At 64.2% G+C, this 25,285-nt stretch carries 22 protein-coding genes and 2 pseudogenes; 4 read left to right on the top strand and 20 right to left on the bottom strand.

What is annotated here, in order from left to right; genetic code table 11:
* Positions 1 to 7 precede the first annotated feature (7 nt).
* The 13 genes from QSV46_RS26900 to eno all read right to left on the bottom strand — a co-directional run bounded on the left by QSV46_RS26900 (position 8) and on the right by eno (position 12,791).
* Complete coding sequence (locus QSV46_RS26900; RefSeq protein WP_314958535.1) at positions 8 to 1,249, bottom strand: threonine synthase; 1,242 nt, start codon at positions 1,247 to 1,249, stop codon at positions 8 to 10.
* Between the two features lie 137 nt (positions 1,250 to 1,386).
* Complete coding sequence (gene lpdA / locus QSV46_RS26895) at positions 1,387 to 2,808, bottom strand: dihydrolipoyl dehydrogenase (protein ID WP_314958534.1); 1,422 nt, start codon at positions 2,806 to 2,808, stop codon at positions 1,387 to 1,389.
* Positions 2,809 to 2,825: 17 nt separating this feature from the next.
* Positions 2,826 to 3,032 (bottom strand): hypothetical protein, encoded by a 207-nt coding sequence (locus QSV46_RS26890; RefSeq protein ID WP_314958532.1) that lies wholly within the window; start codon positions 3,030 to 3,032, stop codon positions 2,826 to 2,828.
* 48 nt (positions 3,033 to 3,080) lie between these two features.
* Positions 3,081 to 4,427, bottom strand: coding sequence for a pyruvate dehydrogenase complex dihydrolipoamide acetyltransferase (locus QSV46_RS26885; RefSeq protein ID WP_314958529.1), 1,347 nt, complete (start codon positions 4,425 to 4,427; stop codon positions 3,081 to 3,083).
* A 58-nt stretch (positions 4,428 to 4,485) separates the two neighbouring features.
* A complete protein-coding gene (locus QSV46_RS26880; RefSeq protein WP_314958527.1) occupies positions 4,486 to 4,938 on the bottom strand; it encodes a nucleoside deaminase in 453 nt (150 codons plus the stop codon).
* Positions 4,939 to 4,940: 2 nt separating this feature from the next.
* Positions 4,941 to 5,243 (bottom strand): DUF5076 domain-containing protein, encoded by a 303-nt coding sequence (locus tag QSV46_RS26875; RefSeq protein ID WP_314958524.1) that lies wholly within the window; start codon positions 5,241 to 5,243, stop codon positions 4,941 to 4,943.
* A 3-nt stretch (positions 5,244 to 5,246) separates the two neighbouring features.
* Positions 5,247 to 6,647 carry a pyruvate dehydrogenase complex E1 component subunit beta gene (locus QSV46_RS26870; RefSeq protein WP_314958521.1) on the bottom strand — a complete coding sequence of 467 codons (1,401 nt, stop codon included), beginning with the start codon at positions 6,645 to 6,647 and terminating at the stop codon, positions 5,247 to 5,249.
* Between the two features lie 29 nt (positions 6,648 to 6,676).
* A complete protein-coding gene (gene pdhA / locus QSV46_RS26865) occupies positions 6,677 to 7,699 on the bottom strand; it encodes a pyruvate dehydrogenase (acetyl-transferring) E1 component subunit alpha (RefSeq protein ID WP_314958519.1) in 1,023 nt (340 codons plus the stop codon).
* A gap of 315 nt (positions 7,700 to 8,014) precedes the next feature.
* On the bottom strand, positions 8,015 to 8,332 hold the full coding sequence (locus QSV46_RS26860; RefSeq protein WP_314958517.1) for a septum formation initiator family protein: 318 nt from the start codon (positions 8,330 to 8,332) through the stop codon (positions 8,015 to 8,017).
* A 166-nt stretch (positions 8,333 to 8,498) separates the two neighbouring features.
* Positions 8,499 to 9,050, bottom strand: coding sequence for an NADPH-dependent FMN reductase (locus tag QSV46_RS26855; protein WP_314958515.1), 552 nt, complete (start codon positions 9,048 to 9,050; stop codon positions 8,499 to 8,501).
* Between the two features lie 177 nt (positions 9,051 to 9,227).
* Positions 9,228 to 10,223, bottom strand: coding sequence for an MBL fold metallo-hydrolase (locus QSV46_RS26850; RefSeq protein ID WP_314958511.1), 996 nt, complete (start codon positions 10,221 to 10,223; stop codon positions 9,228 to 9,230).
* A gap of 116 nt (positions 10,224 to 10,339) precedes the next feature.
* Positions 10,340 to 11,473 (bottom strand): zinc-binding dehydrogenase, encoded by a 1,134-nt coding sequence (locus tag QSV46_RS26845; RefSeq protein WP_314958509.1) that lies wholly within the window; start codon positions 11,471 to 11,473, stop codon positions 10,340 to 10,342.
* Between the two features lie 34 nt (positions 11,474 to 11,507).
* Positions 11,508 to 12,791: a phosphopyruvate hydratase gene (gene eno / locus QSV46_RS26840; RefSeq protein ID WP_314958507.1), complete on the bottom strand. Its 1,284-nt coding sequence runs from the start codon at positions 12,789 to 12,791 to the stop codon at positions 11,508 to 11,510.
* A gap of 174 nt (positions 12,792 to 12,965) precedes the next feature.
* Between eno and QSV46_RS26835 the strand changes: the two genes are divergently transcribed.
* The 3 genes and pseudogenes from QSV46_RS26835 (at position 12,966) to QSV46_RS26825 (ending at position 15,250) form a co-directional block, all read left to right on the top strand.
* Complete coding sequence (locus tag QSV46_RS26835; protein ID WP_314958506.1) at positions 12,966 to 13,943, top strand: lyase; 978 nt, start codon at positions 12,966 to 12,968, stop codon at positions 13,941 to 13,943.
* 51 nt (positions 13,944 to 13,994) lie between these two features.
* Positions 13,995 to 14,447: a preQ(1) synthase gene (gene queF, locus QSV46_RS26830; RefSeq protein ID WP_314958504.1), complete on the top strand. Its 453-nt coding sequence runs from the start codon at positions 13,995 to 13,997 to the stop codon at positions 14,445 to 14,447.
* 16 nt (positions 14,448 to 14,463) lie between these two features.
* A pseudogene (locus QSV46_RS26825) lies at positions 14,464 to 15,250 on the top strand (extracellular solute-binding protein).
* Positions 15,251 to 15,276: 26 nt separating this feature from the next.
* Here the strand turns inward: QSV46_RS26825 and QSV46_RS26820 are convergent.
* The 3 genes from QSV46_RS26820 to QSV46_RS26810 all read right to left on the bottom strand — a co-directional run bounded on the left by QSV46_RS26820 (position 15,277) and on the right by QSV46_RS26810 (position 18,949).
* Complete coding sequence (locus QSV46_RS26820) at positions 15,277 to 16,509, bottom strand: HlyD family secretion protein (RefSeq protein ID WP_314958502.1); 1,233 nt, start codon at positions 16,507 to 16,509, stop codon at positions 15,277 to 15,279.
* A complete protein-coding gene (locus QSV46_RS26815) occupies positions 16,502 to 16,945 on the bottom strand; it encodes a hypothetical protein (protein ID WP_314958499.1) in 444 nt (147 codons plus the stop codon). The genes QSV46_RS26820 and QSV46_RS26815 overlap by 8 nt, the downstream gene beginning before the upstream one ends.
* A 249-nt stretch (positions 16,946 to 17,194) precedes the next feature.
* Positions 17,195 to 18,949: a winged helix-turn-helix domain-containing protein gene (locus QSV46_RS26810; RefSeq protein ID WP_314958496.1), complete on the bottom strand. Its 1,755-nt coding sequence runs from the start codon at positions 18,947 to 18,949 to the stop codon at positions 17,195 to 17,197.
* A gap of 151 nt (positions 18,950 to 19,100) precedes the next feature.
* On the opposite strand from QSV46_RS26810, the gene QSV46_RS26805 reads away from it, so the two are divergent.
* Positions 19,101 to 20,684, top strand: a complete 1,584-nt coding sequence (locus QSV46_RS26805; RefSeq protein ID WP_314958493.1) for an amidase — start codon at positions 19,101 to 19,103, stop codon at positions 20,682 to 20,684.
* Between the two features lie 78 nt (positions 20,685 to 20,762).
* Here the strand turns inward: QSV46_RS26805 and glsA are convergent, their stop codons facing one another.
* The 4 genes and pseudogenes from glsA to QSV46_RS26785 form a co-directional block, all read right to left on the bottom strand.
* Complete coding sequence (gene glsA / locus QSV46_RS26800; protein WP_314958491.1) at positions 20,763 to 22,637, bottom strand: glutaminase A; 1,875 nt, start codon at positions 22,635 to 22,637, stop codon at positions 20,763 to 20,765.
* A gap of 102 nt (positions 22,638 to 22,739) precedes the next feature.
* Positions 22,740 to 23,947: pseudogene (locus QSV46_RS26795) on the bottom strand (MFS transporter).
* Positions 23,947 to 24,810, bottom strand: a complete 864-nt coding sequence (gene kdsA / locus QSV46_RS26790; protein ID WP_314958488.1) for a 3-deoxy-8-phosphooctulonate synthase — start codon at positions 24,808 to 24,810, stop codon at positions 23,947 to 23,949. The pseudogene QSV46_RS26795 and the gene kdsA overlap by 1 nt, the downstream one beginning before the upstream one ends.
* Before the next feature lie 122 nt (positions 24,811 to 24,932).
* Entirely contained in the window at positions 24,933 to 25,259 is a 327-nt protein-coding gene (locus QSV46_RS26785) for an NIPSNAP family protein (RefSeq protein WP_314958486.1), read from the bottom strand.
* Between the last annotated feature and the right edge of the window lie 26 nt (positions 25,260 to 25,285).

Here is a 25,285-nt window from a genome sequence, read left to right as displayed (position 1 = left end):
TGCCGCGCTAGAACTGCGTGTAGTCGATCGGCTTGTGGCGATCGAGCGTGCGCGTGACCGGCGGCAGCGGGTACTTCAGGCCGGTCGCGCAGTTGAACAGCATGACGCGGTCGGTCTTGCTGACGCGGCCGTCGGCAAGGCTGTCCTTGTAGGCGGCGTAGGTCGCAGCGCCCTCGGGGCACAGCAAAAGCCCCTCCTCGCGCGCGACTTCACTCAGCGCCGCCGAGATCTTGTCGTCGTCGACCGCGATGGCAAAGCCCTTGCTCTCGCGCACTGCGCGCAGGATCAGGAAATCGCCGATCGCCTGCGGCACGCGAATGCCCGAGGCGATGGTGTGGGCGTCCTCCCAGCGCATTGCATGCTCGGTACCGGCCTCATAGGCCCGCACCATCGGCGCGCAGCCGGAGGCCTGCACCGCGACCATGCGCGGGCGCTTGCCGCCGATGAAGCCGATCTTTTCCAGCTCGTCGAAAGCCTTCCACATGCCGATCAGGCCGGTGCCGCCGCCGGTCGGATAGAAGATCACGTCGGGCACGTCCCAGCCGAGCTGCTCGGCGAGCTCCAGGCCCATCGTCTTCTTGCCCTCGATGCGGTAGGGCTCCTTCAGGGTCGAGGTGTCGAACCAGCCGACTTTCGCCTTGCCCTCGCCGACGATCTTGCCGCAATCATCGATATAGCCGTTGACGCGGTATACAGTCGCGCCCTGCAGCTCGATCTCGCTGACATTCACCTCGGGCGTGTCGGCCGGGCAGAAGATCGTGGTTTTGATGCCGCATGACGTCGCATAAGCCGCAAGCGCCGCGCCGGCATTGCCGTTGGTCGGCATCGCCATGTGCTTGATGCCGAGCGCCTTGCCCATCGACACTGCCATCACGAGGCCGCGCGCCTTGAACGAGCCGGTCGGCAGCCGTCCCTCGTCCTTGACGATGATCTCGCCACCGCCGAGTTTTGCACCGAGCTTCGGCAGCCGGATCAGCGGCGTCGTGACTTCGCCGAGCGAGACGATGTCCTTGCATTTGCGCACCGGTAGCAGCTCGCGGTAGCGCCACATGTCGCCGGGACGCTGGGTGAGAGCATCCTTGGTCAGCGCCTTCTTCACGCCCGCAAGGTCGTAGCGCACCAGCAGCGGCTTGCCGGCCTTGGAGAGATTGTGGACCTCGTCGGCGGCGTAGCGATCGCCCTCCATCGCACATTCGAGATGGGTGACGAAGGTCGGGCGTTCGATGGTGAGGTTGTCGTTGTCGTGCATGGCTCGATTCTTTCTTCTTATGCCGCCAGTTTCTTGCCTCCGTCATTGCCGGGCTTGACCCGGCAAACCATCCCTTGAACAGCGCTTCGCTGGATGGATGCGCGGGTCAAGCCCGCGCATGACGATGGGAAAAGCGATTAGATATTCAACACCCGCCCATACGCATCCAGCACGGCTTCCTTCATCATCTCCGACAGGGTCGGATGCGGGAAGACCGTGTGCATCAGTTCTTCTTCCGTGGTCTCCAGATTCATGGCGACGACGTATCCCTGGATCAGCTCGGTCACCTCCGCGCCGACCATGTGAGCGCCGAGCAGCTGGCCGGTCTTCTTGTCGAAGATCACCTTGACCAGGCCCTGGTCCTCGCCGAGCGCGATCGCCTTGCCGTTGCCGACGAAGGGGAAGCGGCCGACGCGGATCTCGCGACCGTTCTCCTTGGCCTTGGCTTCGGTGAGGCCGACAGAAGCGACCTGCGGCTGGCAATAGGTGCAGCCCGGGATCAGGTTCTTGTCCATGGGATGCGGATTAAGGCCCTTGATCGCCTCGACGCAGATCACACCCTCATGCTCGGCCTTGTGCGCGAGCATCGGGGGTCCGGCGACATCGCCGATGGCGTAGATACCGGGGACGTTGGTCTTGCCGTAACCGTCGACCACGACGATGCCGCGATCGGTCTTGACCCCTAACTTCTCAAGCCCGAGATTCTCAATGTTGCCGACAACGCCCACGGCCGAGATCACGCGCTCAAACTCGGTGGTCACGGGTTTGCCCTTGCCGTCGTCGATGGTGGCGACGACGCTGTCGGCCTTCTTCTCGAGCTTGGTCACCTTGGTCGAGGACATGATCTTGATGCCCTGCTTCTCCAGCCGCTTGCGCGCCACACCCGCGATCTCGGCATCCTCGACGGGCAGAATCTGCGGCAGCACTTCGACGACTGTGACGTCGGAGCCCATGGTGTGGAAGAACGACGCGAACTCGATGCCGATCGCGCCGGAGCCGACCACCAGCAGCGACTTCGGCATCTTCTCCGGGACCATCGCCTCGAAATAGGTCCAGATCAGCTTCTTGTCGGGCTCGAGCCCGGGCAGCACGCGCGGGCGCGCGCCGGTCGCGACGATGATGTGCTTGGCCTGATAGCTCCCCTCGCCCAGCGTGCCCTTCGGCGCCTCGACGTCGGACTTCTTTACCGTGACCTTGCCGGGCGCGTCGATCGAGGCGGCGCCCCAGATCACGCTGACCTTGTTCTTCTTCATCAGGAAGCCGACGCCGTCGTTCAGCCGCTCGGAGACGCCGCGCGAGCGCTGCACCACGGCTTTCGGATCGAACGAGACGTTATCGGCCGACAGGCCGTAATCCTTGGCGTGCTGCATGTAGTGGTAGATCTCGGCGGAGCGTAAGAGCGCCTTGGTCGGGATGCAGCCCCAGTTCAGGCAGATGCCGCCGAGATAGGATTTTTCGATGATCGCGGTCTTGAGACCGAGCTGGGCGGCGCGGATCGCGGTGACATAGCCGCCCGGGCCGGACCCGATGATGATGACGTCGAAGGATGTGTCGGCCATTGCGGCTCCCATTCAACTCAAGAGGCGCCGCGGGCGCGGCGCTTGATCAGAAAAGACCTCACCAGCCATTCGAGCGTCGTCGCCAAAGCCATCACGGCCAAGGCAATCAGCACGATAGGCTGGGCGATGTTCCGTGCCAGTTGTTCACCGGCAAGGAACGCGGAGTAAAGAAAATCGAGCCCAATCGGGTTGAGCGCGACGACTGCTCCAAGCAGCAGCGACATCCATGGCCAGCGGGTACGGACATGCAACGTTGTCCCCTCAACCGCGCGTCAGACCATCATCATGACGGGATTTTCGATCAGCTGCTTAAAGGCGCCGATCAGTTCGGCGCCGAGCGCGCCGTCGATGGCGCGGTGATCGCACGACAGCGTCACGCTCATCATGTTTGCGATCTCGATCTTGCCGCCGCGCACGACAGGCCGCTCCTCGCTGGTGCCCACCGCGAGGATGGTCGCATGCGGCGGGTTGATCACGGCGGTGAAGTGGCTGATGCCGAACATGCCGAGATTGGAAACGGCGGTGGTGCCGCCCTGGTATTCCTCGGGCTTGAGCTTGCGCGAGCGGGCGCGGGCGGCGAAATCCTTCATCTCGTTGGAGATGGTCGAGAGCGTCTTGGTCTCGGCCTTGCGGATGATCGGCGTGATCAGGCCGCCGGGCATCGCCACGGCGACGCCGACGTCGGAATGATGGTGCTTGAGCATGCCGCTTTCGGTCCAGCTGACGTTGCAGTTCGGGATTTTCTGGAGCGCAACGGCCATCGCCTTGATGACGAAGTCGTTGACCGAAATCTTGTAGAGCGCCTTCTTCTCCTTGTCCTTCGGAGCAGCCGCATTGATCTCCTCGCGCGCGGCGAGCAGCTTGCCGATGTCGCAGTCGATGGTGAGATAGAAGTGCGGAACGTTCTGGATCGACGCGGTCAGGCGCTGCGCAATCGTGCGGCGCATGCCGTCATGCGGCACGACCTCGTAGGAGCCGGGCTCGAACAGCGACAGGATCTGCTTGTCCGACATGGTCGGCGCGATCGAGGGTGCGCCGGACGGTGCCGCCGCGGGTGCCTTGAGGCCCTTGCCGGACTTGGCCTGCTCGACGTCGCGGGCGACGACGCGGCCGTGCGGGCCGGTGCCTGCCACCATCGACACGTCGATCCCGGCGTCCTTGGCGAGACGCCGCGCCAGCGGCGACGAGAACACGCGGCCGCCATGGCCGTTGCTCTGCGCGGCAGGTGCGGCAGCCTGCGGCGCTGGAGCAGCGGCAGGTGCCGGCGCAGCCTTGGGCGCGGCAGGCGCTGGAGCTGGAGCGGCGGGAGCCTCGGCAGCTTTCGGAGGTGCGGCCGAAGCGCTGGGCTTCGCAGCACTCGCCGCCTTCACATCCTCGCCTTCGCCGGCGAGCACCGCGATCACGTCGTTGACCGGCACGTCCTGCGTGCCCTCGGGCACCAGAATCTTGGCGATGATGCCTTCGTCGATGGCCTCGACCTCCATGGTCGCCTTGTCGGTCTCGATCTCGGCGATGACATCGCCGGATTTGACCTTGTCGCCTTCCTTCTTCAGCCACTTGGCGAGGTTGCCCTTCTCCATCGTCGGCGAGAGAGCGGGCATCAGGATGTTGATGGGCATGCTGACCTCAAGAAGAACTTTGCAAGAGACCGTCTCCGACAGCGAAGACGACCGGGGATTAGTTGCCGATGTCGCCCTGCCACAGGCGCTCATTGGCAGGATTGGAACGCCAATTCTTCATCATGGTGATGGAGCGGTCGTCGGTAAGGTCGATCCAGGGGATTCCGAACCTGTCGAGGATATCCTTGGAGCCCTCGAAGGTGACGGATTCTCCGATCACCACCAGCTTCACTTTGAACAGGGCGAGCGCCCCGGCGCACATCGAGCATGGCGACAGCGTGGTGTACATGACGGTGTCGTGGAACGTGATCGCGCCGGCCTCGCGCAGGCAGCTCATCTCGCCGTGCAGGATCACGTTGTTCTCCTGCACGCGGTTGTTGTGACCGCGCGCGATGATCTTGTTGTCGCGCGTCAGCACCGCGCCGATCGGCAGACCGCCCTGTGCGATCGAGGCCTCCGCCTCGCGGATCGCCTCGAGCATGAAATCGAAGTGATAGGATTCGATCGCCATGTTCAGTGTCCCTTGCCGCGCGGCGTCGTGGCGCCGGTGTCGGTCGGACGCTCGATCTCGGCCTGGAACATCTCGAGGATCCGGCTCAGTGCATCTTCCTCGGTGTATTCGCTCTCGCGCGCATAGGCGCGCGCGGCGTGGCGGGCGAGATCGACCAGCAGCAGGCCCCACATATCGGGCTCTTCGAAAGCCCGCTGGAACGCCATCGACAGCCCGCCATCCAGCACGAACACGCGCAGGATCTCGACCGCGTCCTCGCGGGTCATGACGTCGGGCGGCAGTGGCTGCTCCTTCGGGCCCGCCATGATCTACCTGTAGCAGACGGCTTTGGCGGCCTCGACGACTTCGGCGGCCGAGGGCAGCGCCAGCTTCTCAAGGTTCGCGGCATAGGGCATCGGCACGTCCTTGCCCGAGACGCGCGCGACGGGCGCATCGAGATAGTCGAAAGCGTTCTCCATGATGCGTGCGGCGATTTCGGCGCCGACTCCGCTCTGGGCCCAGCCCTCTTCAACCGTGACGGCGCGGCCGGTCTTCTTGACCGAGTTGATGATGGTCTCGGTGTCCATCGGGCGCAGCGTGCGCAGGTCGATCACCTCGGCCTCGATACCGTCCTTGGCGAGCTCGTCGGCGGCCTTGAGCGCATAGGTCATGCCGTTCGACCACGAGATGATGGTGACGTGGCTGCCGGAGCGTACGATGCGGGCCTTGCCGATCGGGATCACGAAATCGTCGAGCTTCGGCACCTGGCCGGTGTGGCCGTAGAGCATCTCGTTTTCAAGGAAAATCACCGGATTGGGGTCGCGGATCGCGGCCTTGAGCAGGCCCTTGTAATCGGCAGCCGAGAACGGCGCGACGACCTTGAGGCCCGGGATGTTCGAGTACCAGGCCGAGTAGTCCTGGCTGTGCTGGGCGGCGACGCGCGCAGCCGCGCCGTTCGGCCCGCGGAACACGATCGAGCAGCCCATCTGGCCGCCGGACATATAGAGTGTTTTGGCCGCGGAGTTGATGATCTGATCGATCGCCTGCATGGCGAAGTTGAAGGTCATGAACTCGACGATCGGCTTCAGCCCGGTCATGGCAGCACCGACCCCGACGCCGGCAAAGCCATGCTCGGTGATCGGGGTGTCGATGACGCGCTTGGCGCCGAATTCCTGGAGCAACCCTTGCGTCACCTTGTAGGCGCCCTGATATTCGGCGACTTCCTCGCCCATCACGAAGACGTCGGCGTCACGGCGCATCTCTTCGGCCATGGCATCGCGCAGCGCTTCGCGGATGGTCTGCGTCACCATCTCGGTGCCGGCAGGCACTTCCGGATCGGGCTCAGCGACGGCCTGCGGCGCCGGCGCGGCCTTCTCGGAAGCCTTGGGCGCGGGTGCCTCAGCCTTTGCAGCAGCGGGCGGAGCGGACTCCGCGGCCTTCTCCTGCTTGGCGGGCGCGGACGCCCTGGCAAGATCGGCGGCGCTTTCGCCATCGGCGAGAATGGTCGCGATCGGCGTGTTCACCGCAACGTCCGCGGTGCCCTCCGGGATCAGGATCTTGCCGAGCGTTCCCTCATCGGTCGCCTCGACCTCCATCGTCGCCTTGTCGGTTTCGATTTCGGCGATTACGTCGCCCGACTTGATCTGCTCGCCCTCTTTCTTCAGCCATTTGGCGAGGTTGCCCTTTTCCATCGTGGGCGACAACGCGGGCATCAGCACTTGAATTGGCATATCGACTCCAAAAGGAAGCTTGCGCGCGTTCAGCGGTAAATGTCGGTCCAGAGCTCGGCGGCTTCCGGCTCGGGATCATGCTGGGCAAAGTCGGCGGAGGCATTGACGATGTCGCGCACCTCGGCGTCGATCGCCTTCAGGTCCTGCTCGCTGACCTTGGCCGCCAGCAGACGGTTGCGCACCTGCTCGATCGGGTCCTGGTCGTGGCGAACCTTCTCGACCTCCTCGCGCGTGCGATATTTTGCCGGATCCGACATCGAGTGGCCGCGATAACGGTAGGTCTGCATTTCCAGGATGAAGGGGCCCTTGCCGGCACGGCACCAGGCCGCCGCCTCCTCGCCCGCTGCCTTCACGGCACGAACGTCCATGCCGTCGACCTGCTTGCCCGGGATGTTGAAGGACGCGCCGCGCTTGGAAAAATCCTGCTGCGCCGAGGCGCGCGAGACCGAGGTGCCCATGGCGTAGCGGTTGTTCTCGATGACGTAGATCACCGGCAGCTTCCACAGCTCCGCCATGTTGAAGCTCTCATAGACCTGGCCCTGGTTGGCCGCGCCATCGCCGAAATAGGTGACGCTGACATTGCCGTTTTCACGATAGTTGTTGGCGAACGCGAGACCCGTGCCGAGCGAAACCTGCGCGCCGACGATGCCGTGGCCGCCGTAAAAGTGCTTCTCCTTGCTGAACATGTGCATGGAGCCGCCCTTGCCCTTGGAATAGCCGCCGCGGCGGCCCGTGAGCTCGGCCATGACGCCGTTGGCGTCCATGCCGGTGGCGAGCATATGGCCGTGATCGCGATAGCCGGTGATGACCTGATCGCCCTGTTTCAGGGCCATCTGCATGCCGACCACCACGGCCTCCTGGCCGATATAGAGATGGCAGAAACCGCCGATCGCCCCCATGCCATAGAGCTGGCCGGCCTTTTCCTCGAACCGCCGGATCAGGAGCATCTCGCGGAGCGCTTTCAGCTCCTGCTCCCTGGTGAATTCCGGGGGCGAACCGCCGTCGGTCTTGTCCTGTGGAGTGCTTGCGGCGGCTTTCTTGGGTGCGGCCATGGGAATTCCGGGTCAGAGAAAACTTTCGACCTCTCTAACCCAGTTCAAATGCGCTTGGAAAGCACCACAGCGATGCATCGCAGGTTTGATTATGCCGCACTGCAACGTAGTCGAAATATTGCACAGTGTTTGGGTTCGATCAGGCAACTTTAGCTCCCTTCGCTCACGACGAGGTGTGTGGAGTGCCAGATTGCAGACATGCTGGCGCCATCAGCATGACGGCAACGCGCTCCGCCGATGTCTCGGTCGGCTCGGATCAACGGAATCAGTGAGGTGGCCGTGCTCGCGCAGGCGACAGCGGAGGCTGACGGCGTCCTACTTCGCCGGGGTCATCCGAACGAGATCGTGCGGATTGACATAGTCGAGCTGGTAGCGCGCCCGCTCGTCCAGCATGTCCGGATCGATCCGCGAGGTGCGCAGCAACGACACCCGCTGCTCGCTCCTGGCACGCTCACGCTTGAGCTGGGCCAGCTCGCTCGTCAGCGCGATGATCTCCTGGTCGAGTTCCTGGCGGGCGTTGAGGCCGTATTTGCCGGTGTAGGCGTTGACGCCGAAATAGCCGACGATGGCGGCCGCCATCGCGTAGAGGGCAAGGCCGGTCAGGATCGATTTCAGGCGCGCGCGGGAGACCATCCTGGGAAGATGGGATAGGTTGGTTAAGGGAGTGCTAATTGCCACCACCCCTGCCACCAATCGTCATTGTCATGCCCGGGCTTGTCCCGGGCATCCACGATCTTCGTCACCGTTGGCTAAGGCGTGGATGGCCGGGACGAGCCCGGCCATGACGGAGAGCGCAATCTCAGCCGTGGTGCTTCGCCACGTGCGCGGCGAAGGCTTCGATATAGGCCTGGAGCACGGGCTTCAAGGAATCCTTGGTCAGGTTACCTTCGGCATCGAAGGCGTCACCGACCGCATTCAGATAGGCTTCCGGCTGCTGCATGATCGGCCCGGCAATGCCCGGCAAAATGGTCTGCAGCGTCTTGGCGGCGCTGACGCCGCCGAGCGGGCCCGGCGAGTTGGAGATGATGCCGACCGGCTTGCCGTTGAACGAGCTCTTGCCATAGGGGCGCGAGGCCACGTCGATGGCGTTCTTCAGAACGCCCGGGATGGCGCGGTTGTATTCGGGGGTGACGAAGATCACGCCATCGGACTTCTGGAGCTTGTCGCGGAAGGCCAGCCAGTCCGCGGGCGGCGCGCCCTCGAGGTCCTGGTTGAAGAAGGAGATGCCCGCGGGCGTGATGGCCTCGAGCTTGAGCGAAGCCGGCGCGAGTTTGGCGAGCGCGTTGGCGATCTTCAGCGAGAAGCTGTCCTTGCGCAGGCTGCCGGCGATCACGACGATGTTGTAGGCCATGGGTGTCCTTGAGAAGCTTGAGCGGGGGTGCCGTAACGGCACTTAAGCGATCCGGCCCGATGGATGCAAGTGCATGGACCGGCACGATTTGGAAACGCTGAGTTTCTGAAACGGTTGCCCCAAACAATCAGGCCGCCATGCGGCGGCCCGATCTTTCGCGCAGACCCGCAAACCGGCTCAGATCGTCGGATTCCACGCCGACGGGATCAGGCGGTACTTGGCGCCGCCCTTCTCGACATGGCCGACCGAAGGGAAGGTGAAGTGGAAGCCGATCACGGTCGCCTTTTCGGCCGCCGCCATGTCGTAGAATTTGTGGCGCGTCTCCTGCGCCAGCGCGGCATCGGTGTCGAACATCACGTGCCAGTCCGGATTGCGCAGGAAGAATTCCGGGATGTTGGTGACATCGGACTGGATCAGGACCTTGGCATCGCCCGAGGCAACCGCGAACGAGGTGTGACCCGGCGTGTGGCCCGGTGTCGCGATCGAGGTGATGCCGGGCGCGACCTCCTTGCCCCATTCGTACTTCGTCACCTTGGACTCGAGGCCGGCAAAGGTCTTCTTCACGTTCGCAAAATTGTTCTTCATCATCGGGTTGGACTCGGCCTTGGCCGTGTTGTCCTCGCTGGTCCAGAACTCCCAGTCCTTGCCGGGCACCATGATCTCCGCATTCGGGAACGCGAGCGCACCGTCCGCGAGACGAATGCCGTTGGTGTGATCGGGATGCAGATGCGACAGCAGCACGACGTCGACGTTCTTGGGATCGACGCCGGCGGCCTGGAGATTTTGCAGCGTGCGGCCGACGGCCCCCTTGCTCGCCTCGAAATTGGCAATGCCATTGCCGGTGTCGATCAGCACGAGCTTGGACCCGGTGTTGATGAGCTGCGGGTTGAACGGAATGGTCACCATGCCCTTCGGCATGTAGGCCGCCTCGCCCGCGGCGAGCGCTTCCTCCTTCGGCGCATTGACGACGAACTTGTCCGGCATCGGGAAGGTGCGCGCGCCGTCGTTCATCGAGGTGCACTCGTAGCTGCCGACCTTGTAGCGGTAGAAGCCCGGCGCCTGCGTGCCGGCTTGCGGTACTGAGGCATTGGCGGTCGGTCCAAAGCCGGTCACGGCAGCCGCACCGAAGGCGGCGGCGCCTGCAAGCAAATGGCGGCGATTAAGATCGGTCATGAGGTCCCCTTCTGAGCGCCCCGCGGTTTTCCCGCGTGCAAATGGCGGCGGAATAATCCCCGGCTTCGCTCAGAAGGCAAGACCTTCTTTCAGTGACGTGCCGTCGCACATCACGATTATTTATTCGGGTTGATGAGGAATTTTTCGCCGGTGGCGCGTTTGGCGTAGACCGCGATATTGGCGGGATCGAGCGCCTCGGAAAGCGACACCACCTTGGTGTAGTGGCTGGCGAAGGTGGTCTTCAATTCGTCGACCACGCGCTGGCGCAGCCTGGCCCCGTCCGCCTGCCCGATCTTCATCAGGAACGGAAACAGCAGCCAGCCGCCGACACCCCAGGCCATGCCGAAGCCGCGCGGCAGCTCGATCGGACGAACATCGAGCCCGCCGTAGATATAGACCTGCTTGTGCACGTTGGAGCCGTAGCGGCTGTATTCCTTCGCGGTCTTGTTGATCGCGGCTTCCATGCAGTTGAGGATGTCGCCGGCGAGCTTGCCGCCGCCGATGGCGTCGAAGGCAATGGTGGCGCCGCTCTCGACCAGCGCGGCCGTGAGATCGTCGAGGAAGCTCGGTGCGGTGGAATCGACGACATATTTGGCGCCGATCTTGTGCAGGATATCGGCCTGCTCCTTGCTGCGCACGATGTTGACCAGAGGGATGCCGTCCTTGATGCAGATCCTGTTCAGCATCTGGCCGAGATTGGAGGCGGCCGCAGTGTGCACCAGCGCCTTGTGACCCTCGCGCCGCATGGTCTCGGTCATGCCGAGTGCGGTGAGCGGATTGACGAAGCAGGACGCGCCTTCCGCCGATGTGGTGCCTGCGGGGAGCGGCAGGCACTCGCGCACTTTCAGGGTGCGGTACTGCGCATACATCGCCCCGCCGATCATGGCGACGGTCTTGCCCATCAGCGCCTTGGCGGCATCCGACGAGCCGGTCCTGATGACGACGCCCGCGCCTTCGTTGCCGACCGGCATGGATTCGTCGAGCCGGCCCGCCATCGCCCGCATCGCGCCTTCCGGCACCTTCGCGGTGATGACGGGGGCGTCCTTGGTGCCCGACGCCTTCGCCGTGCTCATGTCGGCTGCGCCGATCAGGAGCCCGAGGTCGGACGGGTTGATCGGCGCCGCCTCGACGCGGACGACGACCTCATCCGCGGCGGGCTCGGGGGTCGGCACGTCCAGAAGGGAGATCTCGAGCTCTCCGCTCTTCCTGATCAGCGAACGCAGTTGCAGGCCGGTCTTGCCGTCGCTCATGTCGATCCTCCCCTGTCCTCGTTGAAGCGCCGGCTTATGCCAGCGCCTTCAGTGCCGCCTTGCCGCCGTAGAGCGCCTGCTTGCCGAGTTGCTGCTCGATGCGCAGGAGCTGGTTGTATTTGGCGGTGCGATCGGAACGTGCAAGGGAGCCGGTCTTGATCTGTCCGCAATTGGTGGCGACGGCGAGATCGGCGATGGTGGAATCCTCGGTCTCGCCGGAGCGGTGCGACATCACGGAGGTGTAACCGGCCTTGTGCGCCATCTCGACGGCGGCGAGCGTCTCGGTCAGCGTGCCGATCTGGTTGACCTTGATCAGGATCGAGTTGGCGCGGCCGGCCTTGATGCCTTCGGCGAGGCGCTTGACGTTGGTGACGAACAGGTCGTCGCCGACCAGCTGGCACTTCTTGCCGACCAGATCGGTGAGCTCCTTCCAGCCGTCCATGTCGTCTTCGGACATGCCGTCCTCGATGGTGACGATCGGATAGCGCGAGACGAGGTCAGCCAGATACTTGGCCTGCTCGGAAATCGAGCGGGTCTTGCCCTCGCCTTCATAGACGTATTTGCCGTCCTTGAAGAACTCGGTCGAAGCGCAGTCGAGGCCGATCACGATGTCGGAGCCCGCCTTGTAGCCCGCCTTGCCGATCGCGTTCATGACGAATTCGAGCGCGGCATCGGCCGACGGCAGGTTCGGGGCGAAGCCGCCCTCGTCGCCGACATTGGTGTTGTGGCCGGCCTTCTTCAATTCGGATTTGAGGGTGTGGAACACTTCCGCGCCATAGCGCAGGCCCTCGGCGAAGGAGGACGCGCCCACGGGCAGGATCATGAACTCCTGGAAGTCGATCGGGTTGTCGGCATGCACGCCGCCGTTGATGATGTTCATCATCGGCACCGGCAAGAGCCGCGCCGAGGTGCCGCCGACGTAGCGGTAGAGCGGCATGTCGAGCGAGTTCGCGGCCGCCTTGGCGCAGGCCAGCGAGACCCCGAGGATGGCGTTGGCGCCCAGCCGGCTCTTGTTCGCTGTGCCGTCGAGGTCGATCATGATCTGGTCGATCTGGACCTGCTGCTCGACGTCGAGGCCGCTCAACGCCTCGAAGATCTCGCCATTGACTGCCCCGACCGCCTTGGTGACGCCCTTGCCGAGATAGCGGGCCTTGTCGCCGTCGCGCAGTTCCACCGCCTCATGGGCTCCGGTGGAGGCACCGGAGGGCACGGCAGCACGGCCGAGCGCACCATCTTCCAGCACGACGTCGACCTCGACGGTCGGATTGCCCCGGCTATCGAGAATTTCGCGGCCGATGATGTCGATGATGGCGGTCATGATGTGCACTTCCGTTCGTTAGGGCTGATCGGTGCCGCGGGTCTTACACGGGCCGCAAGCAAATGTGAACGCTTGGACGCCTCGCCTCGACTGACGCGCGAAGGGGCCCGGACTATGCTTGAGGCCGCCTGCGCTGCGCGTCCAACCTCAATCTGAAACAGTCGGGGTAACGCCATGAATCGCCGCCAGTTTCTTGCCTCGAGCGTCGCCATCCTCGGCGTCCGCCCAAGTTTTGCGCAGGAAGGCCCGTTCCGGACAAGATATTTCCCTGTCAGCTCCGGCATCGGCCTGCACGACCTCGCCCCCGCCCCCGACGGCACGGTCTGGTTCACGGCCCAAGGCAAGGGCCTGCTCGGCAGGCTCGATCCCAAGGATGGCACCTTCAAGACCGTTGGCCTCGGTCAGGGCGCCGCCCCGCATGGCGTGACGATCGGCCCCGACGGCGCGCCCTGGATCACCGAGGGCGGCCAGAATGCGATCGCACGGGTCGATCCCGGCGATCTCAAGGTCACGCTGTTCCGCCTGCCCGAAAAATTCGCCTACGCCAATCTCAACACCGGCGTGTTCGACAAGGACGGCACCTACTGGTTCACCGGCCAGTCCGGCTATTACGGCCGGCTCAAGCCGAAGTCGGGCGAGATGGACGTGTTCAGGGCGCCCAAGGGCGTCGGCCCCTACGGCATCACGGTCACGCCCAAAGGCGATGTCTGGTACGCCTCACTCGCCGGCAGCTACATCGCGAAGATTGACCTTGTGACCGGCAATGCCGCTGTGGTCGAGCCGCCGACGCCGGGACAGGGATCGCGGCGCATCTGGTCGGATTCGAAGAGCCGGCTGTGGGTCAGCGAGTGGAACAGCGGCCACGTCTCGGTGCATGATCCCGCAGACGGCTCCTGGAGGACCTGGAAGCTGCCGGGCGAGCGTCCGCGCGCCTATGCGGTCTATGTCGACGACAAGGACAAGGTCTGGCTGACCGATTTTTCGGCCAACGCCATCGTGCGCTTCGATCCTGCCAACGAGAAGTTCACTGCCTTCGCGAGCGACAAGGCCAATGCGAACGTCCGTCAGCTCGACGGAAGGCCGGGCGAGCTCTGGGGCTGCGAGTCCGGCAACGACCGGATCGTCATGATCCAGACGCTCGCGGCTGGTTGACGACGAGCACAATTGCGTCCATCCCGGCATCCGAAACAGGATGTGACGACGATGGCGAAAAAATCCCTCCAGCTTGGCCGCGCGGTCGAGTGGCCGCACACGCCGGAAAAAGCCCAGCTCGACCGCGTGCCCAATCCGCAAAAGGACACGGACTATCTGGTCCGCTTCACGGCACCGGAATTCACCTCGCTCTGCCCGGTCACGGGACAACCGGATTTCGCGCATCTGATGATCGACTACGCGCCCGGCCCATGGCTGCTGGAGTCGAAATCGCTCAAACTCTACATCGCGAGCTTCCGCAATCACGGCGCCTTCCACGAGGATTGCACCGTGATGATCGGCAAGCGCATCGCCTCGGAGATCAAGCCGAAATGGCTTCGCATCGGCGGCTATTGGTATCCGCGCGGCGGCATCCCGATCGATGTGTTCTGGCAGACCGGGCGGGTGCCGAAGGGGCTGTGGGTGCCGGAGCAAGGCGTCGCGCCCTATCGCGGGCGGGGCTAGTTGGAGACGAACGCCAATGAGATCGACCACAGCAACATTCCGTAACCTTGCCTTGGGCCTTCTGGGCGTCCTGTGGCTCACTGGCGCATCCGACGCTGCCGAAGTCCGGGTGATGATCTCGGGCGGATTGACGGCTGCCTACAAGGCGCTCGTACCGGAGTTCGAAAAAAGCCACCGGCAACAAGGTGTTGACGGAATATGGCCCGTCGATGGGGACCACTGCCAATGCGATCCCGGTCCGGCTGGAGCGCGGCGAGCCCGCCGACGTCCTGATCATGGTGGGCTATGCCCTCGCCGACCTCGCCAGCAAGGGCAAGGTCGTTGCCGGCAGCCAGGTCGACCTGACGCGATCGCCGATCGGGGTTGCCGTGAAATCGGGTGCGCCGAAGCCGGACATCAGTTCGGCGGAGGCGGTCAAGCGGGCGCTGCTCGCGGCGAAGACGATCGCCTATTCCGACAGCGCCAGCGGCGTCTACGTCTCGACCGAGATGTTCGACAAGCTCGGCATTGCCCATGTCATGAAGGACAAGGCGCGCAAGATCCCGGCCACCCCGGTCGGCGAGATCGTCGCGCACGGCGAAGCCGAGCTCGGCTTCCAGCAGATCAGCGAGCTGAAGCCCGTGAAGGGCATCGATATCGTCGGGCCGCTGCCGAATGAACTGCAGAAGATCACCATCTTCTCCGCCGGGATTGCGACCGGCTCCAGGGAGCCCGAGGCCGGCCACGCGTTGATCAAGTTCCTCGCCTCTCCCGCAGCCCGCGATGCGATCATCGCGAGCGGCATGGAGCCGATCGGAAACTAGCGCTTGTGCCGGCGCGCTCGGGCGGATCAATGCCCGCTCAGCACCAGCGTCTTGACCGGCAGCAGCAGGGCCTGGATCCGCAACAGCATGGCGTGGACAAGTCCGGTCGCATCGACGACATGCAATGCGAAGCTCTTGAGCGCGCCGACCTTCCCCGACGAGATCAATTCGTGATTGCTGGTATAGGCGTTGGCGATGCAACTGCTGCCTGGCGTCACGCCCTGGAGACCGCCCTGGTATATCGGCTCCATGAACACCAGAATCGTGCCGGGTCGAACGGTATTCTGCACCTCGAGCAGTTGCTCTCCGCCCCTGAACTGGCCCGCCGCGATGTAATCCTGCACGTCGGTGATCACCATCGGAATGATCGTCCACGGCTTTGAGATGCAGGTGGCCTCCGCCACCATTCCCACCTTCATGACCTGCGCTTCGATCTGTCCGAACCCCGCCGATAGGGCGCGTTGCCCGGCGCCCTCGGGGATCAGCACGCCCGCGGACCGTATCATGGGATTGACCACATCGCCCGGCCGCAGCAGGAATTGCTCGACACGACCATTCACGCCGGCGCGAATGAAGGTCTTGTCCAGATCGACCTGCGCTTCGGCCAGCGCTGCTTCCGCGCTTGCCTTCTCTGCCGGAAGAAGCGCATTGACGCGCGTCGTCGCCGACTGTTTGGACGCGGTCGCGGCATCGACCGAGCCTTGCCGGCCGGCGACGACCACTTCGAGCTTTTCGATATCCCGCTGCGGCACGATGCCCGGATTGCGCTTCTGCAGTTCGCGCTTGACGTCGAGTTCGTCGTTCGCCTGTTGCAGCGCGCTTCTGGCTTCCTGAAGCTGGCCCTCCGATTTGAGAATATCGGCCTGCGCCGTCAGCATCGAGGCATCGACTTCGGCAATCTTGCGTTTCGCCGTCTCGAGTGACGCCTGCTGCTTGGAATTGTCCAGCCTGAAGATCACGTCGCCCTTCTTCACCGGCGCGCTGTAATCGACGTGAACCTCAGCCACGCGGCCCGTAATCTCGGGGACGATCGGGACGGTCCGATAGTACAACGTCGCCGAATTGGTCGACGGGTGATAATAGAAGATCATGGTGATCAGCGAGACCGTCAGCATCAGGCAGGCGATGATGCCAAATCGCAGTTCGAACCAGACCGAGAAAAGCGTGATCTCGCGCCCGATGCGCTTTCCCTGCCGATAGCGGCGGTAGAGGTAGTCAGGAAATATCGTCAGAAGCGAGCAGAGCAGCAGCTCAAGCATGGCTGGTCACCTCTCTCTTGGCCGTATCGCCGGCCACGGGAGGCTGCGCGACAACAGCTTCAGTCCGTGGCTCGGTGGGATCGCTCTCCGGCGCCACGCCTGCCATCTTCTCGACCGATCCGGCAATCTTGTGCAGCGGCGTGGTGAAGTCAGGCAGATCGATCATGGCGAGGAACAGGCCGATCACCCAGAACAGGTGATTGTGCGTGAACAGCGCCAGCAGTCCCAGCACGGCCACGATCTCGAACTGGAGTTTCTGCGACTTGTGGGCCATCCGCTCCGGCATCGTGTGCAGGTGCAGATAGAAGTTCCCGACCGCGAGAACGGCGCCGATCAGGACGATGCCGACGACGAGCATCAGGACATCGGTGTCCCCGGGCGCGGTGATGAAGGAAGGCAAATGATGCGGTGCAGCCGGATGAAGCGGCTCGCTCACGCGTCTCTCCCTGAAATTGTGTTGGGAGCCGACTGCTCCAAATTCATTCTTTCACGTTGCGCGAACTTGGCAAGCCCAAAACCGTACGCGTCGGCGCAGCCCGCCAGCTCTGATGCGTCTGAAGAGGTCGATTTTGGCATTCGCGAGCAACCGCTAGACCGCCGAAATGGGCAAGCGCACCGATCGGTCTTGGAGCAAGCGTCGCGCCGCACTGCTGAGAAGGCTAGCCTCGCCATGAGGCCATACGACTTATTCAGGCAAACCGGCCAGTCTCAAGCCCTCATAGAAGCGGTTGCGCTCCAGCCAGAACGTCGGGTCACGCGAGTACTCGGATGCTTTCAGGCCGCCGACGGTGTGACCCGGAATGCGTTTTTGATACTCGACCAAGTTGGCTTTGGCCTGTTCGCTGCGCCCGTGCAGGGCATCCATCGCAGCGAGCCATTGCCAGGCAAATCCGTTCTGCGGACTACTGATCGCCGCCTGGCGCATATGCGCGTAGGCCAGATCGTCGTGGTGCAGGTGAAATTCGGCCATCCCCAGCGTAAAGTAGCCCAGACTTACCTGCTCGGAGTTCAGCGGATCGAGGCGGAGCGAGAGCATGACCGGTCCGGCGACCGCTTCCGGACGGCCTTGCTGCAACCTCAGAAAGCCAAGTCGCTGCAGCGCCCGCGGCTGGTTCGGATGGAGCGCGAGTGCGCGCTGAACCGCGTGTTCCGCATCATCTATCCGGCCTTGAACAGACAATACAAGGCTGCGGATATAGTTTGCGCGAGCATCGTTGGGCTGGAGCGCCAATGACCGTTCGATCGCTTGCGCTGCAAGTGCGGTCTGGCTGTCGGGTGCCGTGCTCCACCTGTTCAGCACCTCCGTGACATGACTGAGCGCAAGACCCGCTAACGCAGAGGCGGAGGCGGGATCTATTTGCAGCGACTGTTCGAACAGGGCGCGCGCTCGCTGCGGCACGTCGCGCGTATGGATTCGTTTCAGCAAACGCCAGCCCTGGAGCGTCGGATCGATGGCGGCGAAGCTGCGACCGGCATAAGGCTTGTCGAGCGGTGTTTCGGCCTCGTCGATGCGGACCTTCAGCTCATTGGCGATGCGCGCGCTGACGTCCTGTCGCCAATTCCATCCGGCTTGTTCGGCGTAGTCGAACCGGCCCGACCACAACAGCACGTCGTCGGCACTCGCCTGCAATTTCAAGGCGATCGAGACCGCTTCGCCTCGGCGCAGCACGCTGCCGCTTAGGACATAAGCAACATCCAATCGGCGGCCGAGCTGCAGCGCGTCACCAGCGAGATGGGAATACCCGACCGGAGCTCCGATCACGAGCGTATCAGGAAGGCGCGAGATTTCGATCGTGAGATCTTCACCAATGGCCTCGGCGAGTTCGCCGGCGTTTTCGCCACCGACGCCAGCAAGGGGCAAGATGGTGATCGTGTTCTTGCTCATGAGGCTGCGGGTCTGTGCACGGTTCGGAATTCCGAACCAGAGCGCGCCGGCGATCACGACGGTGCAGGCGGCCCCCAGTGCAACCAGCCATGGCAATGATCGGGAGCGCATCGTCAGGGATGGTACCAATCCGGAGCGACTGGCGTGCTCCCTGGCGCCTGCCCCTTCAGAGACGAGCGACGCATCGATGCATCGAGCATCCAGCAAATAGCCGCGGCGAGGCACGGTCTTGATCACCTGTTGACTGCTATCCTCGAATGCCGCTCGCAGTTCGCTGATGCACTGCACCAGGGAATCGTCGCTGACCACCACGTCAGGCCAAACCGCCTCGATCAGCTCATCCTTGCTCAACAGCCGGCCGGGACGACGGGCGAGATAAACCAGCAGGGCAAAGCTCTTTGGACGCAAGGCAGTCACGGAGCCGCGGACGAGCAATTCGCCGCGCTCCACGTTGATGTCAAAATCCGCGAAATGAAGAACGGCTGGCGAAGCTGCCGCCGCCGCACCGCCAGCAGCGATACCCGGCTTGGTTTTCGTGCCAATTTCGGCGTTCATTCGGCACTCTTTCGGGTGTGCCGGCGCCAACGCGCCTAGCGTGTCCCAGATGGGCCGTGGCGGTACGGTCACTAGCCCGGTCCGGAATGCTAGTCCAAATCCATCGTCACGGGAATGGCAGTCGGAATCACAGCGGCCGCAGGAGGTCTCCATGGCCATAAACCGACGTATGTTTCTGGGTGCGGCTGCCGGGGCAATCGCGCCCTTGGCAGAGACATCGCGTAAGCCGGCTTTTGCCGAGGGAGCCGCGGCCCCGTCCCTTTCGGAGGAAGGTCTGGCTTACTCCAATGTAGGCGAGCTGCGCGCATTGCTCGATTCACGCAAGGTCTCGGCAACCGAGTTGCTGGAGCACGCGATCGGCCGGATCGAGACTCTCGACTCCCGCATCAATGCCGTGGTCGTGCGGGACTTCGAACGGGCCCGGACCGCGGCGCGCGAGGCGGACGCGGCGCTTGCGCGCGGCGAGCGCCGGCCGTTGCTGGGGATACCCATGACGGTGAAGGAATCCTTCAACGTCGCTGGCCTGCCGACCACGTGGGGTTTACCGATCGGCCGCGACTGGCGGGCTGCCGAGGATGCCATTGCGGTCGCCCGGCTGAAGGCGGCAGGCGCCGTGATCCTGGGCAAAACCAACATCGCCTTCTCCATTGCCGACTGGCAGAGTTCAAATCCCATTTACGGGACGACGAACAATCCATGGGATCTCAAGCGCTCAGCCGGCGGCTCATCCGGCGGATCGGCCGCAGCGCTGGCGGCCGGCTATGTGCCGCTGGAGCTTGGATCAGATCTCAGCGCTTCGCTGCGCGTGCCCGCGCATTTGTGCGGCGTGTTCACCCATAAGCCCACGTCCAATCTGGTACCACAGCGCGGCCATGCACCGCCACGCTCGCCCGCTTTCGCAACCGATTTGACCAATGGAATGGGCGTCTGCGGGCCGATGGCCCGCACTGTTGCCGATCTTTCGTTGGCGTTGGACGTCATCGCCGGGCCTGACGACAACGAGGCTGCTGCCTATCGGCTCCAACTTCCTTCCGAACGGCACGCCGTGCTGAAAAACTTCCGCGTTCTGGTTCTCGATAGTCATCCTTTGTTGCCGGTGGCGCAGGAGATACGGAATACGATTAACCAACTCGCGAACCGACTGGCGGCGACCGGCGTGATAGTTGCGCGATCCAGCCCGCTGCTGCCCGATCTCGCCGAGTCCGCGCGCTTGCACACGCGCCTGGTGCGCAATTTTGCCGCGTTCGGTCGCGGTCCCGAATTCTTCAAGGAGATTCAGGACAAGGTCGCAGCGTTGAAGCCGGACGACGACAGTCTGAAGGCCTGGCGGACGCGTGCGCCGCTGCTGAGCCACCACGAGGTGATGGCGGCGGAAATCGCCCGCGCCCGTTTGCGTCTGCAATGGGCCGGTCTGTTCAGGGAATTCGACGTCGTTCTCTGTCCCGCTTTTGCCGTGACCGCATTCCCGCACGACCACACGCCGGATCAGGAGCAGCGCACGATCGACATCGACGGTGAGATTCATGCGTATCTGTCCCTCGTCGTATGGGCGACGCTCGCGACGCCGCCGGGCCTGCCGGCAACGGTGATACCGGCAGGACGATCGAAGACCGGCCTTCCGATCGGCGTCCAGATCATGGGCCCGCTGTACGAGGACCGCACCACGCTTGCCTTCGCCCAATTGCTCGAAAGGGAGTACGGTGGCTTCACGAAGCCGCCCGAAATGGCTCGATAATCAGGCGGATTTCGCGTCGGCGAGCAGCGGAATTCAGGCCGGTGCTTGCGCGTATTGGAGCGCTCCGTAGCAGCAGGTCTAATACGCGCTGAGCAAATCGACCTTCGCATTTGCGAGCACCAGCCGCCGCGCCAGAATGGCGGCGAGGTTGCGCATGATCTTCAGCGACGTCTCGGGGTGCACGCGTCGATAGTCGGCAAAACTGTCGAGCGGCAGTTCGAGGCAGCTGACGGGCGCGTCGGCGAAGACGTCGGCGCTGCGGCTTCCCTCCAGGATCGCCATCTCGCCGAACGCCATGCCGGGTCCGAGCGAGGCGAGCCGCACGCCGCTGCGCAGCTTGACGCTGACCATGCCGCTCTGGAGGAAGAACAGCGAATTGGCGGGCTCGCCGGCAGCGACGATGCGCTGGCCGGGGGCGTAATGGCGTGTGGTGGACAGCTTGACGATGGCGGCGATCTCGTCCGCGTCGAGGTCGGCCAGCAGCGCCTGTTCGCCGAGATGTGCGCGCTCCTTCGCGTCGGTGAAGCCGCCGAAGCGGTAAATCACCTGATCCTCGGCCCATTCGATGGCATCGTCGAGCAGCGCAAACCGTCGCAGCCGGCGCGGCTCCGCTGTACGCGCCGAGATCGCCGCCCACACCGCGGCGGTCTCGTCGAGACCCGACAGAATGGCGACGACCCCGATATTGCCGAGCGCGGTCAACGTCTCACCCAAAAGCTCGGCGCCGGCCGCGGTGATATCGGGGACACGGCGGAAATCGATGATCAATAGCGGCGCATTCGGCGGCTCGCTGGCGAGCTTTCGCGTGACGTAGTCGATGGTGCCGAAGTTCATGGCGCCGACCAGCTCGAGCACCCGGATGTCGCTGTGGCGCTCGTCGAGGATCTGCTGCTCGTGCGGCTGGCGGCTGCGCCGCGAGGAGATGCCGTAGATGTCGTAATCCGCCATGACGCTGGTGCGGACGTCGGCGTTGCGGTTGAGCATGTGCAGGTCGAACCGCGCCGAGAGCGCCTCGCAGACCTTGAGACCGCGCGCGCTGTTGAAGTGGTCATCGAGCAGCGGAGAGAACGTGCCGAGCCCGAGCTGCGAGGGCAGCGCCGCGACGATACCGCCGCCGACGCCACTCTTGGCGGGAATGCCGACGCGATAGGTCCACTCGCCGGCGTAATCGTACATGCCCGAGCTCGTCATCACGGACAGCGTGCGCGCGACGATGAGCGGCGTGATCACCTGCACGCCGGTCACCGGATTGATGCCGCGGTTGGCGAGCGTTGCCGCCATCACGGCCAGATCGCGCGCGGTGACCAGGATGGCGCATTGGCGGAAATAGACGTCGAGCACGGCGTCGACGTCATCCGGCAGCACGGCGTAGTTTCGGAGCAGCCAGGCAATGGCGCGGTTGCGATTGCCGGTCGCGGTCTCCGAGGCGTGCACGGCCTCGTCGACGCCAAGCTCGCGGCCGGCGAACTGGCTGAGCTTTGAGCGGACGCGCTCGAAGGCGCCCTTCCCGTCCATCCCATAGATCAGGCCAGAACAGGCGATGGCGCCGGCATTGACCATCGGGTTGAAGGGGCGGTTGTCGTTGGTGAGCCGGATCGAATTGAAGGCCTCGCCGCTCGGCTCGACGCCGATGGTGGCGGCGACGCGCTCTTCGCCGACCATCTCCAGCGCCAGCGCGAACACGAAGGCTTTCGAGACCGATTGGATCGTGAACGGCACGGCGCTGTCGCCCACCTCGTAGACATGTCCGTCGATGGTGACGAGCGCGATGCCGAAATGATCGGGATTGGCGCGCTTCAACTCGGGAATGTAGTCGGCAAGCTCGCCGGACTTGTCGGTCCGGAATTCCTCGTGGCAATCCGTCAGGAAACGCCGCAGCGGTGGCTTGCTGGGATAGCCGGTCGATCGGGTGACGCCGGCTGCGCTGGGCGAACGGCTGGTCTGGGCGTCCACGATCTCACACCTCGATTTGCTCAAAATCAAAGCAAACCGCGTGCCATGCATGCGAGAGCCGGGCGTCGCGCGGTGACGTAAAGCGGTAGCCTGATACTTCCGTCAGGCCCGCGCGTCTGAGGGAGCCCGCTGCTTGAGCAGCCGGGCGCAGACGAGACCCAGCACCACCATGATCGCGGCGCTTGCGAGCAGCGTCGGCATCTTGCCGCCATGCTGGAGCCCGAGGCCATAAGCGAGCGGCCCGACCGTCTGCCCCATGAAGAAGAAAAACGAGTGCAGCGACAGCGCGGTCGCCCGGGCCTCGACTGAGAGCTCGCTGGCAAACACCTGCAAGCAGCCATGGGCCATGTAGAAGCCCCAGCCCATCACGATGAGATTCAGTGCCTTGACCTCCCAGCGCGGGCCGAATGCGACCGAACGAGCTGTGAGGCGACCAGCGTCATGCCCGCGATCATCATGCCCTTGACGCCGAGCCGGGGCAGCATGCGCGACACCGTCAGCGTGTAGAACAGGCCGCCGACCGCGAACCCTGCGATGACGAGACCGGCGATCGAGAGCGAGGTCTGCCCGAGTTCGAACAGGAACGAGGCGATGTAGGGAAACAGGCCGAGCACGCAGCAGCCTTCGACGAACACCGCCGAGTAGCACACATAGGCATTGGGATTGGTGAAGATGGTGCGATAGCCGGCCTTCAACGCCGACAGGCTCGTCTTCGGCGAATGCTTGACCTCGGCGCCGCGGAATCCGGCGGCGACCGCAATCGAGGCGGCGATCCCGAGCGCGCCGAGCACCGCCAGCACGCCGCGCCAGCCGAGGACATCGCCGATCAGGCCCGAGGCCGAGGCGCCGAGCAGATTGCCGGTCATCGCGCCGGCCAGCGTGCGGCTGATCGCGACCTGGCGTTTCTCCGGCCCGACCAGATCGCTGGTCAGGCTCAACGCCACCGGAAACACGCCGCCGGAGCCGATGCCGGCGAGGACACGCGTGGCAAACAGCACCGAGAACGACGTCGAGAGCGCGCCCAGGATGTTGGCAAGGCCGAGCAGCGCGAGGCAGCCGATCATCAGCCGCGTCTTGCCGAACAGATCGGCGGCGGCGCCGACGATCGGCTGGATGATCGAGAAGGTGAAGGCGAACACCGCGGCAAAGCCCGCAGCGGTCGCGATGCTGACGCCAAAGTCCTCGGCGACGTGCGGCAGCACCGGATCGAGCGCACGCGCCGAGAGCGCCGCGGCGAAACTTGCGCCGGAGATGACGTAGAGCGCGGCCGGCAGGCCGTGATCGTGCGGCCGCGCCTCGCCCTGCTGCATCAGCGCGGGTCTGCTTTGCTGGAATCCTTGGCGAGCGCGTCGAACGCCATCAGCCTGGCAATCAGCGCTTCGAAATCCCGCAGCGGCACCATGTTGGGACCGTCCGACGGCGCGCGATCGGGATCGGGATGGGTCTCGATGAAGACGCCGGCAACCCCAACCGCCACGGCCGCGCGCGCCAGCACCGGCACGAATTCGCGCTCGCCGCCGGAGGACGTCCCCTTCCCGCCCGGCTGCTGCACCGAATGGGTGGCGTCGAAGATCACGGGCGCGCCGGTGGTGCGCGCCAGGATCGGCAGCGCGCGCATGTCGGAGACCAGCGTGTTGTAGCCGAATGAGGCGCCGCGCTCGGTCACGAGCACGTTGGGATTGTCCGCGCTGATGATCTTGGTGACGACGTTGGCCATGTCCCAGGGCGCGAGAAACTGGCCCTTCTTGACATTCACGACCTTGCCCGTCGCGGCGGCCGCGAGCAGCAAATCAGTCTGCCGGCATAAGAAGGCGGGGATCTGCAACACGTCCACGGCCTGCGCCACCTCGGCGCATTGCGCGGCGTCATGCACATCGGTCAGCACCGGCAGGCCAAGCGAGGCGCGGATCTCGGCGAAGATCGGCAGCGACTGCGCAAGGCCAAGGCCGCGCGCAGCGGATGCGCTGGTGCGGTTGGCCTTGTCGAACGAAGTCTTGTAGACGAGGCCGATCTTCAACCGCGCGGCGATCTCCTTCAGCGCGGAGGCCACCTCCAGCGCATGCTGGCGGCTTTCGAGCTGGCATGGCCCGGCAATGATCGAGATCGGCAGATCATTGCCGAACTTGACCGTGCCTACGCCGACGAAAGGCGCCGCTGATGTCGAAGAGCTCAAGGCCAATTCCCTCGTTTCGCCGCGACCATAGCGGTGGTGAGAGGCGGATCAACCCCATTCGGCCCGGGCTGTCAGAATATCAGGGTTGCGCCGGGGTTCCCGGCGCGCCGTGACGGAAGCTGCTATTTGACCGAGGAGAAGGCCGTCGGCGCCAGAATCTGACTGACGATGTTGCCGACGATCTGGCCATCGGCTTCGCTCTCAGCGCGCGCTTTCATCCAGTCGGGGTCGGTCATGAACGCGCCCCACTTCTTCTCGCGCTCGGCGAGCGACTCCCAGGCCAGGAAATAGGTCAGCTCCTGGTGGGATTCGCCGATCAGCGTGGTGAAGAAGCCGGCCTGCTTGATGCCGTGCTTTTCCCAGATCTTCAGCGTCGCCGTCTCGAACCGCTTCAGCAGCGCCGGCAAGCGGCCGGGCACGCAGCGATACACGCGCATTTCGTAGATCATCGGAGTTCACTCTCTGCATTGTTGTT

The sequence above is a fragment of the Bradyrhizobium cosmicum genome (genome assembly GCF_032290525.1).
In the GTDB taxonomy this organism is placed as follows: Bacteria; Pseudomonadota; Alphaproteobacteria; order Rhizobiales; family Xanthobacteraceae; genus Bradyrhizobium; species Bradyrhizobium cosmicum_A.
This window is presented reverse-complemented; position numbering and strand designations above follow the sequence as displayed.

Excerpts from the sequence above, each read along its gene's own strand:
- queF (WP_314958504.1), top strand. The coding sequence starts at position 13,995 with ATGGCGAAAAAATCCCTCCAGCTTGGCCGCGCGGTCGAGTGGCCGCAC.
- QSV46_RS26855 (WP_314958515.1), bottom strand. The coding sequence starts at position 9,050 with ATGGCCTACAACATCGTCGTGATCGCCGGCAGCCTGCGCAAGGACAGC.
- pdhA (WP_314958519.1), bottom strand. The coding sequence starts at position 7,699 with ATGGCCGCACCCAAGAAAGCCGCCGCAAGCACTCCACAGGACAAGACC.
- QSV46_RS26870 (WP_314958521.1), bottom strand. The coding sequence starts at position 6,647 with ATGCCAATTCAAGTGCTGATGCCCGCGTTGTCGCCCACGATGGAAAAG.
- eno (WP_314958507.1), bottom strand. The coding sequence starts at position 12,791 with ATGACCGCCATCATCGACATCATCGGCCGCGAAATTCTCGATAGCCGG.
- QSV46_RS26810 (WP_314958496.1), bottom strand. The coding sequence starts at position 18,949 with ATGAACGCCGAAATTGGCACGAAAACCAAGCCGGGTATCGCTGCTGGC.
- QSV46_RS26875 (WP_314958524.1), bottom strand. The coding sequence starts at position 5,243 with ATGGCGGGCCCGAAGGAGCAGCCACTGCCGCCCGACGTCATGACCCGC.
- QSV46_RS26785 (WP_314958486.1), bottom strand. The coding sequence starts at position 25,259 with ATGATCTACGAAATGCGCGTGTATCGCTGCGTGCCCGGCCGCTTGCCG.
- QSV46_RS26850 (WP_314958511.1), bottom strand. The coding sequence starts at position 10,223 with ATGACCGATCTTAATCGCCGCCATTTGCTTGCAGGCGCCGCCGCCTTC.
- QSV46_RS26885 (WP_314958529.1), bottom strand. The coding sequence starts at position 4,427 with ATGCCCATCAACATCCTGATGCCCGCTCTCTCGCCGACGATGGAGAAG.
- QSV46_RS26900 (WP_314958535.1), bottom strand. The coding sequence starts at position 1,249 with ATGCACGACAACGACAACCTCACCATCGAACGCCCGACCTTCGTCACC.
- QSV46_RS26835 (WP_314958506.1), top strand. The coding sequence starts at position 12,966 with ATGAATCGCCGCCAGTTTCTTGCCTCGAGCGTCGCCATCCTCGGCGTC.
- QSV46_RS26880 (WP_314958527.1), bottom strand. The coding sequence starts at position 4,938 with ATGGCGATCGAATCCTATCACTTCGATTTCATGCTCGAGGCGATCCGC.
- lpdA (WP_314958534.1), bottom strand. The coding sequence starts at position 2,808 with ATGGCCGACACATCCTTCGACGTCATCATCATCGGGTCCGGCCCGGGC.
- QSV46_RS26860 (WP_314958517.1), bottom strand. The coding sequence starts at position 8,332 with ATGGTCTCCCGCGCGCGCCTGAAATCGATCCTGACCGGCCTTGCCCTC.
- QSV46_RS26805 (WP_314958493.1), top strand. The coding sequence starts at position 19,101 with ATGGCCATAAACCGACGTATGTTTCTGGGTGCGGCTGCCGGGGCAATC.
- QSV46_RS26890 (WP_314958532.1), bottom strand. The coding sequence starts at position 3,032 with ATGTCGCTGCTGCTTGGAGCAGTCGTCGCGCTCAACCCGATTGGGCTC.
- QSV46_RS26820 (WP_314958502.1), bottom strand. The coding sequence starts at position 16,509 with ATGCTTGAGCTGCTGCTCTGCTCGCTTCTGACGATATTTCCTGACTAC.
- QSV46_RS26845 (WP_314958509.1), bottom strand. The coding sequence starts at position 11,473 with ATGAGCGACGGCAAGACCGGCCTGCAACTGCGTTCGCTGATCAGGAAG.